16 protein-coding genes and 2 tRNA genes are annotated in these 13,517 nt (G+C 53.5%); 15 read left to right on the forward strand and 3 right to left on the reverse strand.

The window, feature by feature from the left end; all coding sequences use genetic code 11:
* The first annotated feature begins 9 nt into the window (after positions 1 to 9).
* Entirely contained in the window at positions 10 to 1,023 is a 1,014-nt protein-coding gene (locus HB779_RS08260; RefSeq protein ID WP_188345248.1) for a type VI immunity family protein, read from the forward strand.
* Between the two features lie 289 nt (positions 1,024 to 1,312).
* Here the strand turns inward: HB779_RS08260 and HB779_RS08265 are convergent.
* Positions 1,313 to 1,387: transfer RNA gene (locus HB779_RS08265), tRNA-Thr, on the reverse strand.
* A gap of 154 nt (positions 1,388 to 1,541) precedes the next feature.
* On the opposite strand from HB779_RS08265, the gene HB779_RS25395 reads away from it, so the two are divergent.
* The 9 genes from HB779_RS25395 (at position 1,542) to yacG (ending at position 7,249) form a co-directional block, all read left to right on the forward strand.
* The gene (locus HB779_RS25395; RefSeq protein WP_244642489.1) at positions 1,542 to 1,739 is read left to right on the forward strand and encodes a hypothetical protein; all 198 of its coding nucleotides are present in this window, start codon (positions 1,542 to 1,544) and stop codon (positions 1,737 to 1,739) included.
* Between the two features lie 117 nt (positions 1,740 to 1,856).
* Complete coding sequence (gene murA / locus HB779_RS08270) at positions 1,857 to 3,146, forward strand: UDP-N-acetylglucosamine 1-carboxyvinyltransferase (protein WP_188345249.1); 1,290 nt, start codon at positions 1,857 to 1,859, stop codon at positions 3,144 to 3,146.
* A gap of 119 nt (positions 3,147 to 3,265) precedes the next feature.
* Positions 3,266 to 3,703 (forward strand): DUF2948 family protein, encoded by a 438-nt coding sequence (locus HB779_RS08275; RefSeq protein WP_188345250.1) that lies wholly within the window; start codon positions 3,266 to 3,268, stop codon positions 3,701 to 3,703.
* Positions 3,704 to 3,724: 21 nt separating this feature from the next.
* The gene (gene hisD, locus HB779_RS08280) at positions 3,725 to 5,017 is read left to right on the forward strand and encodes a histidinol dehydrogenase (RefSeq protein WP_188345251.1); all 1,293 of its coding nucleotides are present in this window, start codon (positions 3,725 to 3,727) and stop codon (positions 5,015 to 5,017) included.
* 7 nt (positions 5,018 to 5,024) lie between these two features.
* Positions 5,025 to 5,510, forward strand: a complete 486-nt coding sequence (locus HB779_RS08285) for a UPF0262 family protein (RefSeq protein ID WP_188345252.1) — start codon at positions 5,025 to 5,027, stop codon at positions 5,508 to 5,510.
* A gap of 8 nt (positions 5,511 to 5,518) precedes the next feature.
* Positions 5,519 to 5,986: a low molecular weight phosphatase family protein gene (locus HB779_RS08290; protein WP_188345837.1), complete on the forward strand. Its 468-nt coding sequence runs from the start codon at positions 5,519 to 5,521 to the stop codon at positions 5,984 to 5,986.
* Positions 5,987 to 6,123: 137 nt separating this feature from the next.
* Positions 6,124 to 6,342, forward strand: coding sequence for a translation initiation factor IF-1 (infA, locus tag HB779_RS08295; protein WP_188345253.1), 219 nt, complete (start codon positions 6,124 to 6,126; stop codon positions 6,340 to 6,342).
* Between the two features lie 57 nt (positions 6,343 to 6,399).
* The gene (locus tag HB779_RS08300) at positions 6,400 to 7,026 is read left to right on the forward strand and encodes a Maf-like protein (RefSeq protein WP_188345254.1); all 627 of its coding nucleotides are present in this window, start codon (positions 6,400 to 6,402) and stop codon (positions 7,024 to 7,026) included.
* A gap of 13 nt (positions 7,027 to 7,039) precedes the next feature.
* Positions 7,040 to 7,249, forward strand: coding sequence for a DNA gyrase inhibitor YacG (gene yacG / locus HB779_RS08305; RefSeq protein WP_371823897.1), 210 nt, complete (start codon positions 7,040 to 7,042; stop codon positions 7,247 to 7,249).
* A 31-nt stretch (positions 7,250 to 7,280) separates the two neighbouring features.
* Here yacG and HB779_RS08310 read toward each other — a convergent pair whose 3' ends face one another.
* The gene (locus tag HB779_RS08310) at positions 7,281 to 8,366 is read right to left on the reverse strand and encodes a Gfo/Idh/MocA family protein (RefSeq protein WP_188345256.1); all 1,086 of its coding nucleotides are present in this window, start codon (positions 8,364 to 8,366) and stop codon (positions 7,281 to 7,283) included.
* A gap of 192 nt (positions 8,367 to 8,558) precedes the next feature.
* Here HB779_RS08310 and HB779_RS08315 point away from each other — a divergent pair.
* The 4 genes from HB779_RS08315 (at position 8,559) to HB779_RS08330 (ending at position 11,737) form a co-directional block, all read left to right on the forward strand.
* Positions 8,559 to 8,634 (forward strand) — tRNA-Phe (locus tag HB779_RS08315).
* Positions 8,635 to 9,014: 380 nt separating this feature from the next.
* Positions 9,015 to 9,698: a class I SAM-dependent methyltransferase gene (locus HB779_RS08320; protein WP_188345257.1), complete on the forward strand. Its 684-nt coding sequence runs from the start codon at positions 9,015 to 9,017 to the stop codon at positions 9,696 to 9,698.
* 235 nt (positions 9,699 to 9,933) lie between these two features.
* Positions 9,934 to 10,650 carry a Stf0 family sulfotransferase gene (locus HB779_RS08325; protein ID WP_188345258.1) on the forward strand — a complete coding sequence of 239 codons (717 nt, stop codon included), beginning with the start codon at positions 9,934 to 9,936 and terminating at the stop codon, positions 10,648 to 10,650.
* Positions 10,651 to 10,891: 241 nt separating this feature from the next.
* Positions 10,892 to 11,737: a MipA/OmpV family protein gene (locus tag HB779_RS08330; protein WP_188345259.1), complete on the forward strand. Its 846-nt coding sequence runs from the start codon at positions 10,892 to 10,894 to the stop codon at positions 11,735 to 11,737.
* A 55-nt stretch (positions 11,738 to 11,792) separates the two neighbouring features.
* Here HB779_RS08330 and HB779_RS08335 read toward each other — a convergent pair whose 3' ends face one another.
* Positions 11,793 to 11,936, reverse strand: coding sequence for a DUF1127 domain-containing protein (locus tag HB779_RS08335; protein WP_188345260.1), 144 nt, complete (start codon positions 11,934 to 11,936; stop codon positions 11,793 to 11,795).
* A 191-nt stretch (positions 11,937 to 12,127) separates the two neighbouring features.
* Between HB779_RS08335 and HB779_RS08340 the strand changes: the two genes are divergently transcribed.
* A complete protein-coding gene (locus HB779_RS08340; RefSeq protein WP_244642490.1) occupies positions 12,128 to 13,423 on the forward strand; it encodes an amidase in 1,296 nt (431 codons plus the stop codon).
* Positions 13,424 to 13,517: the final 94 nt, after the last annotated feature.

A 13,517-nucleotide genomic window follows, 5' to 3' on the forward strand; every position in this document is an offset into this window, starting at 1 on the left:
GAGAGATTGGTGAACGCATCCGACCATGGGCGCAGTGAGGCGAAGCAAGCGGCTATCGCGGAGCTGGATCACCTCGAAATAAGGGATAATCAGGGCAATGTGGCGGCTCGCATCGGATATTGCGTTACCCTGTTTTTTGACCAGGGCGGCACACTTCCAAAGCGCATGGCTGCATTCAATATCTATAAGCAGTATTGCCATCTGTTCGTAGATCATCTGAGCCATTATCAGGCCCCCGGTTCTGATAGCGTTCGCCGGCTTAAAGACCTGTCTTTCCTCGAGAGCAGTGCGTCAAAACTCGAAAAAATTCCGGAAAAGGAACCTGTCGATTTTGCAGTTTTCTCCCACGGGCCGACGGGAAAAGGCGGGGAAGACGATGGTGTGGGCCATTTTGGTTTCGCAGCCAGCTGTGTGGCTCCCGATAAGCCCGGCGAGCTCATGCCAGTTGATAGATCCTCGATCTCGGCGTTTATATCGGCAGGCTGGGTAATAAAACATGGTCACGCGCGTTTGCTTGAATTGGTGCGCGATTGGAGCTCGCAGCTGGAGCCCTTGCATGGCTTTTGCGGTTTGAGTATCCTGTTTGATATCATCTATGGCAGCACTGCCACGAAACTTCATGCTTTTCCTTATCTCAAGCGGTTTCCCGGTCTGCATTGCGGCGACAGCAGTATGTTTACCGTCGAAATTCAGCCCCATAACAGTCAATACCTTTTTACGACCAACTGGCTGACTGTCCTGTCGGCGGATTTTTCCCACAGAGTGGGTGGGGTGGAAAAATTGGCGGCGGCTATGGGAGAGACGTGTCCCATTCACGAATATAGTGGGGGGATCATCATTCAGGCAGGCGACCAGGCTCAAATCGGTGACGTTAACCGGGGTTTGGTCATCGACGATTATCGGCGCGTCGCGAGTGCGGTAAAGCCAATTCGTTTCGAAGATTACAAGATTGGCCTTTTTCCCGTTCCGGAGCCGCTGGATGCCCTTGAAGAAACCATGGAATGGATAAGCCGGTTTGACTAGACCGTGCACTCGTCAATCTGATTGAAATGCTATGCGGCCATTTGTTTGGATACGATGAGCAAAGGCAATGACAATGCGTTTCATTGTGAGGCTTTGCAGTTTTATTTTCGAGGTAAGGACGTAAGTCTCAGAGAATAACGATTCGGGCAAAATATTTGCCGGCAGCATTTAAAAAACGCGAGCCTTTGCCTACTACTGGAAATTTGGAATTCGTGGCGAACGTCGCAACCTTAGAACGATCAAAAGTCCCCTTGAGTGCAAGGACTTCAACGATTTCAAATAGATGGGATGGTGCTGCGAGAGAGGATTGAACTCTCGACCTCTCCATTACCAATGGAGTGCTCTACCACTGAGCTACCGCAGCTGATTTGCGAACGCGGCGGACTTCTGCCATATCATTGCTCAAATCGCAAGCAAGCATTCGTAATCTCTTTGGCAAAATAACACTATTGCCCAAAAGCCCTGTATTCATGTGGATAAAAGTCCCATTTGCCGGGCCTGGACTGGAAAGACAGAATATGACGTCGCCGTCTTCGAAAAACCCGAATTCCGAACAATCAAGTCGTGAAAAGCGGCGTTCCGAGCAGTTGCGGGCGAATCTGGCGCGGCGAAAGCACCAAACCCGCTCACGCCGTTCGGGGGAGGCAGATGAACGCGACGAGGGAATCACTGCAGCCGAAAAGTTGCCTTCAGATACCGCATCTTCGGAATCATGATCGATTGTGCATCGATTGAAAGCCTTTCTTGAACCATTCTCTTCTATGGTTTAGATCACCGGCTCTGCAAAGGGTCTCAACGACAGGACGGGTATATCCCCGCGAAAGTGACACACTATGGATCGCATCAAGATTGTTGGCGGTAACAAGCTGAATGGCATCATTCCGATTTCCGGTGCCAAAAATGCGGCATTGCCGTTGATGATCGCGTCGCTTTTGACCGATGACACGCTGACACTCGAAAATGTACCGCATCTGGCGGATGTCGAGCAGCTGATCCGCATTCTTGGCAATCATGGCGTTGATTACTCCGTCAACGGCCGCCGCGAACGTCAGGATGGCGCTTATTCCCGCACCATTCATTTCACAGCACGCAATATCGTAGATACGGTCGCTCCCTATGAACTTGTGTCCAAGATGCGTGCGAGCTTTTGGGTCATTGGCCCACTTTTGGCCCGTATGGGTGTCGCCACGGTGTCATTGCCGGGTGGTTGCGCCATTGGCACGCGTCCGGTGGATCTGTTCATTGATGGCCTTCGTGCGCTTGGTGCCAATATCGAGATCGAGAATGGCTATGTCAAAGCCAGCGCCAAGGGCGGCCTGATCGGCACCCGCTTCACATTCCCGAAAGTATCGGTCGGTGCCACACACGTCATGATGATGGCTGCGACCCTTGCCAAGGGTGAAACCGTTATCGAAAACGCTGCGCAGGAACCGGAAGTCGTCAATCTCGCCGATTGCCTGAATGCCATGGGTGCGCGTGTGAGTGGTGCTGGTACGCCGACAATCACCATTGAAGGCGTCACCAGTCTCTCGGGCGCACGCGTTCGCGTTATCCCTGACCGTATCGAGACGGGCACTTATGCCATGGCCGTTGCGATGACGGGTGGTGATGTCATTCTCGAAGGCGCCGATGCCAGCCTTTTGACCGCAGCGTTGACGACACTTGGTCAGGCTGGGGCGGAAATTTCCGAGACCAATTCCGGCCTGCGCATCGTGCGCAATGGCCACGGCATCATGCCTGTTGATGTCACAACGCAGCCTTTCCCCGGTTTTCCAACCGATCTGCAGGCGCAGTTCATGGGCCTGATGACCAAGGCAAAGGGGACATCGCACATTACCGAGACCATTTTCGAAAACCGCTTCATGCACGTGCAGGAACTGGCGCGTCTTGGCGCAAAGATTTCCCTGTCGGGCCAGACAGCAAAGATCGAAGGCGTGGAACGCCTGAAAGGTGCGCCGGTTATGGCGACCGATCTGCGTGCGTCCGTATCTCTCGTTATCGCCGGTCTGGCGGCTGAGGGCGAAACGACGGTCAACCGCGTTTATCATCTCGATCGCGGATTTGAGCGTCTGGAAGAGAAACTCTCCCGTTGCGGCGCAGTGGTTGAGCGCATCAGCGACTGATCTGCTGCACTTTATCCCAACAGTAGAATTCCATTTGCCTGTACTTTCCTCTAACAGGAAAGGGAATGTGGCGCGCGTTGCGCGCGCCATGAGCCTGAACAGTCATGCAAAGGGTAGACATGGACACTCTCAAACTCATCGCGCTTGATGAGGAAGATCTGCAAATCCTTTCTGCGCATCTGCAGGATTCCGTGCTGAAGATTGGCGATATCGATTATTTGCCCGCTGAAAAGCGGCTAGTGCTTGGTGTCAACCGCTTTGTCTGGGAGCAGGCCGCCAACGGCAAGCGTCACCGCAGCTTTGAACGCCGCCGCACAGCGCTGCATTTCGCGCGCGTGAACAGCCTCAAAGCCACCGGCATAGACCGTCAGTTCAAGGACGATGTTCTTTCGCTTCTGTCAATCCGCTTCATTCTTGGGGATGCCCCGTCAGGGGTGATCGAGCTGACATTTGCAGCCAACAAGGCGTTGCGGCTGGAAGTGGAGGCGATCGAAGCACAATTTGCCGATCTCGGCCCTGCCTGGGATACCGAATTCAAGCCGGAACATGATGCCTGACGGGCAAGAGGAGCGATCACATTGGCATTGGTGTTAAGGCAATCCGAACCCGATTTTGAATCCCGTTTTGCCGCGTTTCTTTTGACGAAACGCGAGATATCGGAGGACGTTGACCGGGTGGTGGCTGATATTATCCACCGGGTTCGTACTGAGGGCGATGCGGCACTCATCGACTATTCAAAGCGTTTCGACCGTATTGACCTCGTTCAGCATGGTATCGCCATAACTGAAGCCGAAATTGACGCGGCTGTTGCCGCTGCTCCACTCGAAACCGTCGAAGCACTCAAGCTGGCGCGTAACCGCATTCATTCCCACCATCAACGCCAGATGCCTCAGGATGACCGTTACACCGATGCGCTGGGCGTGGAACTGGGCTCGCGCTGGACTGCGGTGGAATCGGTTGGCCTTTACGTGCCTGGGGGCACGGCCAGCTACCCGAGTTCGGTTCTGATGAACGCCGTACCGGCTCAGGTTGCCGGTGTGGAACGCATCGTGATGGTGGTGCCGTCGCCCGATGGCAAGCTCAATCCGCTGGTTCTGGTTGCTGCCCGTCTTGCCGGTGTATCCGAGATTTATCGTGTTGGCGGCGCACAGGCCGTTGCTGCCCTGGCCTATGGCACGGAAACGATCGCTCCGGTTGCCAAGATCATTGGTCCCGGTAATGCCTACGTGGCCGCCGCCAAGCGCCGCGTTTTCGGCACGGTTGGCATCGATATGATTGCCGGACCTTCCGAAGTATTGATTCTTGCCGATAGCGATAACAATCCGGACTGGATTGCCGCCGATCTTCTGGCCCAAGCCGAACATGACACCGCATCGCAATCGATATTGATCACCAATGACGAGACCTTTGGCGAGGCGGTTATCGCGGCGGTCGAACGCCAGTTGAAAACACTGCCGCGCACCGAAACTGCCAGCGCGAGCTGGCGCGATTACGGCGCGGTCATCTACGTTCAGGATTTCGAATCCGCTCTGCCGCTTGTCAACCGCATTGCTGCGGAGCATTTGGAGATTGCAACGGTTGATCCCGAATTATTGCTGGCCGGTGTGCGTAATGCCGGTGCTATTTTCCTTGGCCGCTATACGCCTGAAGTGATCGGCGATTATGTCGGGGGCTCCAACCATGTTCTGCCGACGGCACGGTCGGCGCGGTTCTCGTCTGGCCTTTCAGTGCTTGACTATGTGAAGCGAACGTCCATCCTGAAGCTGGGTGTGGAACAACTGCGTGCTCTGGGACCAGCGGCGATAGAACTCGCGCGCGCCGAAGGTCTCGATGCACATGGCAATTCCGTCGCCATACGATTGAACCTATAGGACGATAATGACAGCAACGGGCAATGCCGATGCGCGACTGATTGATGTGGAGCTGGACGAGACCATCGGCCGCTCTACGCCGGATGTCGAGCATGAGCGCGCCGTTGCCATTTTCGATCTCATCGAAGAGAACAGTTTCCGCCCGGTCAGCGATGAGGGGGCGGGTCCCTATCGCCTCAAGATTTCCCTGATCGAGTCGCGGCTGGTTTTCGCCATTTCGCGTGAAACCGGCGATGATGTCGTGACCCATATTCTGTCATTGACGCCACTGCGCAAGGTTGTGAAGGATTATTTCCTGATCTGCGAGAGCTATTACGAGGCTATCCGCTCCTCCAGCCCGAGCAAGATCGAAGCGATCGATATGGGCCGCCGGGGGTTGCATAATGAGGGGTCGCAAGCGCTGATGGACCGGCTGAACGGCAAGATCGAAGTGGATTTCGATACGGCTCGCCGCCTTTTTACCCTGGTTTGTGTGCTGCATTGGCGGGGATGAGCGATCCTATGGGCATCGAGCCGGTAAAGCTCCCGGACGAACAGGATCCTGCCAAACGGGTGATGCCGACCGCAGTGCTCTTCATCTGCGGAATGAATTCCATCCGCTCGCCCATCGCTGAAACCCTGGCGCGGAGTCTTCTGCCGCCACGCGTCTATATCGCATCTGCCGGTGTAGAGAAGGGTGAACCGGATCCCTTTGTCGATGCGGTGCTGGAAGAACTGGGCTTGAAACGCATTTCTTCGCATCCCCGCACTTTCAAGGAGCTCGAAGATGACTATTTCGACCTGATCATCACGTTGTCCCCCAAGGCCCATCACATGGTGCTGGAATTGACGCGGACGACCTCAGTGAATGTCGAATACTGGCCGACACCCGATCCAACGCTGGTGCGTGGGCGGCGTGATCAGATCATGGAGGCCTATCGCGACGTGCGCGATAACCTCAAACATCATATTCAAGAGCGTTTTGGCTAGGCAATTTGCGGCCTTGTGAGGCCGTGCACAGTTGCATCAAACTCCCTTGTTCACAAATGGCGCGCAATACTATAGGTTCCGCGCAAAATTGCGGTCGAGTGTGACCGCAAATTTGTTTTTTGGAGATAGAACTACGCATGGCGAAAGAAGAAGTACTAGAGTTTCCCGGTCTCGTGACGGAGCTGTTGCCCAACGCGATGTTCCGGGTAAAGCTCGAAAATGATCATGAAATTATTGCTCACACGGCCGGCCGTATGCGCAAGAACCGCATTCGCGTTCTCGCAGGTGACAAGGTTCTTGTTGAAATGACCCCATACGATCTGTCCAAGGGTCGCATTACCTACCGCTTCAAATAAGTCCTAGGGGCTTCGGCCCGGCTTGTCCGCTGGACACGAATTTCCAGGAATGCGTTCATGAGCGATCAACACAAACTGGTTCTGGCATCTGGTTCACCGCGCCGGCTGGCGCTGCTGGGTCAGATCGGCCTGGAGCCGGATCGGCTGCTGCCTGCCGATGTGGATGAAACGCCTTTGCGTGCGGAACATCCGCGTTCGCTGGCGCGCCGCCTGTCCCGTACGAAAGCTGAAAAGGTAGCAGGCGAGCTGAAAGGCGACGCCGAGCTTGGCAATGCCTATATTATTGCTGCCGATACGGTGGTGGCTGTTGGCCGCCGCATCTTGCCAAAGGCTGAAATTCTTGATGACGCGACAAGCTGCCTGCGGCTTTTGTCCGGCCGCTCGCATCGTGTTTATACCGGTCTTTGCCTGGTGACACCCAAGGGCAAGATCCGGCAGGATTTGATTGAGACGCGCGTGCGCTTCAAGCGTCTTTCCCGCGAAGAGCTGGAAAGCTATCTTGCTTCGGGCGAATGGCGCGGCAAAGCCGGTGGTTATGCCATTCAGGGGCTTGCGGGCGGCTTTGTCGTCAAGCTCGTGGGTTCATACAGCAATGTGGTTGGTTTGCCTCTCTATGAGACTGCCAGCCTCCTGCATGGCGAAGGCTATCCGGTCTATGCCAACTGGCAATCGTCAAGACATTAAACGGGACGATCAATTGACGGACGAAAACAAAAGCGCGGCGAACGTAACGCCATTGCGGTCGACGCGGCCGTGCCCCGAGTGCAAACGACCATCCCAGCGCGAGCATTATCCTTTTTGTTCGAGCCGGTGCCGGAATGTTGACCTCAATCGCTGGCTGAGTGGCGCTTATGTGCTGCCTGCCGTTGAAAGCGCCGACGACAGCGAGACTGATCTCGAAGACTGAGTTCCTGAGATCTGCGGCCCGCAACCGCCTTCTAAAGTTTGATAATTTTTGTTGTGGCGGGTTGCCCAAGCACAATGTTGATCGCTCGCAGCACGTTGATACTATCGATCAATGGCATGATCTTCGACGTCTTTTCACCATTTCGAATGGCGTCCATCACCGCCATGGCTTCAAATTGCATGCCGCTGCCCTCAAACGGATAGTCTTCGCTATGGCGTCCGGGTACAGGCAACCGGTCGAGCAGCTTGCCCAGAAAGCCCTGAGGCCGCTTCAGAGGGCCAAACGGCGTTGCAGCCAGAAACGGCCTGTACTGCGTTATTCGCTGGGCTTTGACAAAATCCCCGTCGAGCCGGAGTGCGCCCTGTGCGCCTTCAATGACAAAATGATTCGCTCCATCCCGGTCAAAGCCGCAGGAAAGGACAGCTTCAGCCTCGTCATAATGCAGGGTGATATCGGAACTCATGTCAACGCCATTGGGCGCGGCATGCCACAAGCCGGATACTTTCTGCGGCTGACCAAGGAAATGCATGGCAAGCGACACGCAGCAAATGCCCAGATCAAGCGTCGCGCCGCCACCCAGAGAACGATTGAACAGCCGGCTTTCGGTTTCAAAGTCATGGGCATAACTAAGTTCCGCAGTGATCCGGCGGATCGTACCGATCCCGCCCGCGTCGATCTTGGCTTTTGCAGCAATGACAGCGGGCAGGAACCGCACCCACAGCCCTTCCATTGCGAAGACCTTGATTCGTGCCGCTTCGCGCTGGATGACTGCGGCTTCCATATGGGATGGGGCCAGGGGCTTTTCTGTCAAAATTGCTTTGCCGGAACGCACAGCCTTCAGCGATTGCGCCAGATGGACGGAATTGGGCGTTGCGATATAAACGGCGTCGATACCGGGATCGGCCAGAAAAGAATCATAATCGCTATAGGCGGTCCGGCCACCGAACGCGTCACGAAATTGTTCGGCATTGGTAAGCGACCGGGAGTGGTTGGCCACAAGGGCTGCATCGGGCACATGTGCGAGATCAGCGGCGAAACGCTGAGCGATTTCACCGCTTCCGACGATTCCCCAGCCAAAAACACTGCTCTTGGCGGCCTTGTCCCCCGTTTCACTCATGGAATGCGAATCCTATCCCGTAACAGCTTCAACAAACGCACCAATGCATGCTGTTTGCAAGAGGCAGAAAAAGGGCAAAAAATTCGCGAGTTGATGCTGGACAGGGGGATTTTTAGTGTTATAACCCACCCGCTTCTGACGGAAAGTCAACACCGCCAGAAAGGCTTGCCGGATAACGGAAATGCCTGAAGTGCCCAGATAGCTCAGTTGGTAGAGCAGCGGATTGAAAATCCGCGTGTCCGTGGTTCGAATCCGCGTCTGGGCACCACTTTTCTTCTTTTATTATCGCCCTATGCACTATCTGGCAAATTCGGCCAGCCATCCTTCTGCTCATCAGAAGCTGGGACAAATATCTCCGTTCTCCTTCTTCCATGAAATCGCTCGAACCTATTCAGTAACTTACTGATGGCTTGTCCTTGTGTATTGGTTCGTTTTACTGGTGGTGTGACCGGTGATCGCCCTGATTGCGGAGGGTAGTATGAAAGAAAAAGCACATGGAACAACTCGGAGCTAAGTGCAGAGCGCTGTGTAACCGAGAATTACGTGCTTTTTCTGGAATATACGAAATAATTTTGGTGAAATCAAAAGCAGCATTGGAAACAAGCGATCCATGTTTTAGCTTGAAACATTATTCATACGGAATCATCGATGATGTTATGGTCGCTTTTTCTTAATCATCCAGGTCGAATTGCTCATAAATGGAAGCATTATTTTCCAGTATATGAAAAGCATTTCTCCCGATACATAAACAGACCAGTGGTCATGTTCGAGATTGGCTGTGGCGAAGGCGGATCGCTTCAGCTCTGGAAGCAATATCTGGGGCCTCTGGCAACTATCGTCGGGCTAGATATTCGCCCCGAATGCAAAGCTTTCGAAGAAGATCAGATACAGGTCAGGATCGGCGATCAGTCTAACCCGGATTTTCTAGGAACCGTCCTCCGGGAGTTTGGCCCTCCGGATATTGTCTTGGATGATGGGAGTCACATCACAAAGCACGTTGTAGCGTCATTTCAGTTTCTCTATCCCCATGTGACGAGAGATGGGATTTACTTTGTCGAAGATCTTCAGACGGCGTACTGGGATGAATTTGGCGGTGGACATAAGCGACCGGGAACATTCATTGAATTGTGCAAAGACCTTATGGACGAATTAAATGCCCAGTATTCCAGAGGATCCGTTCAAGAATCTGATTTCTCGAAAACTACCCTCTCGATGAGCATGTACAATGCTTTGGCCGTTTTCGAGAAGGGCTCGATAGGCCACACGTTTAATATCCAACTAGGACAGGGCAAAGAGAGCCTTACCGTTACACAGCCTCCATTGGTAGGCTAATTCATAGCCCGTACGCACAGAGCATTCCGCCAGCGGACAGTTTTCATAGATAATGCAGCGCCCTGGGCCACGCTCGGGCGCGTGCAAGTTCGTGGCGAATCCAGCGTCAAGTCGACGCAAAAAATCACAGCATTTTGATAGGTCAACAGAGCCGAAAATGTTGCACAAGAACCATCGGCGAATCTAAATGTTATGGGGAACATAAATTAAGGCGCAAAGCGCCGGAAAGAGGGAAATGATTCCGGAAGACCTGAAGGGGTTTGCTATATGCACATCACCTAGAACTGGTAGTAACTATCTGTGTGAACTCATCAGCAGCACAAATGTTTTGGGTAATCCTGATGAATATTTTAATTGGCCAGAGGGTCGCCTGGTGGATGATCCTGCTCACGATGATAGTGTCGAAGGTCGCCTGAGAATTGCGCTTTCAAATGGACAAACTCAAAACGGAATCTACGGTTTAAAGCTTTTCGCTCACCAGCACGATATTATCTCCAGTAAAATACATTGGAGGTCATATTTACCTAATCTCTCGTTCGTGTTCCTCACAAGACGCGACCTCATTGGCCAAGCAATATCATGGGCACTGGCAGTTCAAACGGGCAAGTTTCGTTCAAATCAGGACGCTTTTGGCGAGCCGGATTACGATTCGGACCTTATAGAAGAGCTGCTGCTCGAAATTGTCAAAGAGAATGCAAGATGGCAACTGTATTTCGCTGCGGCCGGTATACAGCCCCTTAGTTTTGTTTACGAAGATGTGATCTCTGATCCGAAACAATCTTTGGCCAAGTTAGGCGCGTTGATGGGCTTAAATGAATCTCCTCTACCTACCCTATCGTCAGTGGTGATTTCGAAACAAAGATCAAAGTTAAATTGCTCGTGGAAAGAGCGATTTATTGCAGACCATCAAGATCGCGAGAAGCTGCATCGCCTCTGCGATTGCTATGCTTAGCGTGAAGAGGAGGAAATCAGTTAACTTGGTTTTTCGTATCTGATAGTTTCCTGAGCAACAGTTTTCAAAGAATTCATCTATAGCTCAATGAAAAGCCAAGCAAATTCCATCGAACCTGGGGCATTTGAAGGTGGAATTGGCGGCCAATCAATCGATCTAAAATGACAAGCACTTGCTACTGAAGCCGTCTATAATTACACAGGCAGTTCGATTGCTGCGATTTTGGGGTAGCCGGCGTACCATGACGTATCTGGGTAAAAGACAACTTGCTACGGCACTGGCATGCGCCGGTCTTGTTGCGGGCTGTTTCAGCGGCGCTCTGGCGGCTGATAAGGACCCAGTTGCCAGTGACGGTAAGCCGGTCAATCCAGCTCGTTGGATCGTCACGCTGGGTGCCAGTGTCGAATATGGCAGCAAGTTCGAAGGCGCACGCTTCAACGGATTTGGCTTCATGCCTTCCTTTGACATTCGTCGCGGCGATGAGCCGGAGGGCATGAGCGCGCCCGATGATAATATCGATTATACGCTTTTTACCCTTGGCGGGGTGGAATTGGGGCCCGTTGTTGGATTGCGCTCTGGTCGCAGTCATTCTGATGACAAGGCTTTTGTCGGGCTCCATCGCGTCTCGTTTACAGTCGACGGTGGTGTGTTTGCGCAATACTGGCCGATAGAAGATCGTTTGCGTGTGCGCGCCGAAATCAGACAAGCCTTCAAGGACAGAGGCGGATTGGTCGCGGATCTGTCAGCGGATGTTTTCCAGCGCTATAACAGTTTTCTGTTCTCGGTGGGTCCGCGTCTCTCGATTGCTGACCAAACCTATATGAAGAACGCCTTTGGCGTGAGCGAGGCGGAAGCCCAGGCCAACCATCGTGTTGAAGCCTACAGCCCCGGTGGGGGCATCAAGTCGTATGGCGTTGTGGCAGCTACTACCTATACGTTCTCGAATGCGTGGAGTGTTCAAGTTTTCGGCAGATATGATCGCCTCGCAGGCGATGCAGCGGAAAGCCCGATTGTGCCGCGACTTGGTTCCAAGAATCAAACGGCGGTCGGCGTTACCTGGAACTATTCATTCGGTATTGGCCACTGAAGCAGGCCAGCCTTGGCCTGCTATAACAATCAAACATATGCTAGACGCTCAAGCATTAGTTGCAAGCCTGCCACGCGACACGGTGGATGTCGGAGCGTGCAATACCAAGATCAGCAAGATTGCGATCGGAGCACAGCCGAAGTTCGTGCAGGTTCTGACGATACTGGCGCCATTTCTGGATGCGATTGCGGAGTTTCATCTGGTATTCCCCTTATTTTTGATAAACCTCCCAGGGAAATAGTGATGCCTATTCAAACGATTGGAAATTGCTAATGTTGCATGGCAGCATTGACTATGTTGCATAGCAGCATTTTTGCTCCCGGAAACTCTTTTGATTTCCTGGCATATGCAGTGATAGACAATATCTGCGATATAAAGGGGAGGACGCGTTTGTCTCAATCAGCTGTTTCTGCGCGCGACCGGCTTGAGCAAAGTCTGCAGCGTCTTTCCCAAGAAGACGGTCGAGCATTTGTCCGACTCTATCCCGAGACGGCACGCAAAGAAGCTGATGCAGCGGACGAACGCGCACGAACGGGGAAAAGCCTTGGGTTGTTGGATGGCAAAATCGTCTCCATCAAGGATTTATTCGATGTGGCGGGTGAGCCTACATTGGCCGGCTCGGTTATGCGCCGGAATGCGCCGCCCGCCACAGCGGACGCGGTGATTGTCCAGCGCTTACGTGATGCCGGTGCTGTTATCTCCGGTAAAACGATCATGACTGAATTTGCCTTCACCGCAGTTGGGCTAAATCCACACTATCCGGTTGCCGGAAACGCGGTTGATGCAAAAAATGTGGCAGGCGGGTCATCCATTGGTGCGGGCATTTCCGTGGCGGATGGCACGAGCGAAATCTCCATTGGGTCGGATACGGGTGGCTCCATCCGCATTCCTGCCGCGCTTAACGGCGTTGTCGGGTTCAAGCCAACCGCAAGCCGAATACCGTTGCAGGGCGCGTTTCCATTGTCCCCGACGCTTGATTCAATTGGTCCCTTGGCTCGATCGGTCGCAGATTGTGCATCTGCCGATGCCATTATGGCCGGGGAGCAGCCGTTGGCGCTCCAGCCTCTATCGCTGACGGGGCTGCGTATCGGCGTTCCACAGGGCCATGTGCTCGACGCGCTGGAACCAGCCATAGCAAAGGCATTGGAAAGCAGTCTGCAGGCGTGCCAGAAGGCAGGCGCTGTTCTGGTCGAATGTTCGCTTGACGGTTTGATCCATGAAATGGCCGATGCCACTGCCGCCGGCTCTATTGCCGGGATCGAAGGCAGCCGCGTCCACGCGGATTGGTTGAATGATAGCAATCTCAATGTCGATCAACGTGTTCAACGGCCATTGTTGCGGCGTCTGGCGGTTTCCGAGGCGGCCTATATTGACGTCATTCAAAAGCGGCGGGCTCTTGTGCTCAAGATGGATCAGTTCATTGCGTCCTATGATTTTTTAGCCATGCCGGCGACGCCCATTACGGCGCCCCTGATTGCCTCGGTGGTTGAGAGCGACGAATTCTACAAGCAAACGGAAGGGCTGCTTTTGCGCAATACCCAAATTGCCAACCAGTTCGACCTGACAGCGATCAGTCTACCCATGCCTGATCTGGCGATGCCGGGAGGATTGATGCTGTTGGCACGCCATGGAGCCGATCGCCGTCTTTTGGCGATGGCACTCTCGGTGGAGCGATTGCTCTCATAATTGATAAAGAGTTTATTTTGGTAGAAGCGGAATTAGCGCTCGCAATTTTCGGCAATCTCGTCAGGATGCGCGTCGATTGAGTTCAAACAAGGCT

The sequence above is a fragment of the Phyllobacterium sp. 628 genome (assembly GCF_014189505.1).
Taxonomy (GTDB): domain Bacteria; phylum Pseudomonadota; class Alphaproteobacteria; order Rhizobiales; family Rhizobiaceae; genus Phyllobacterium.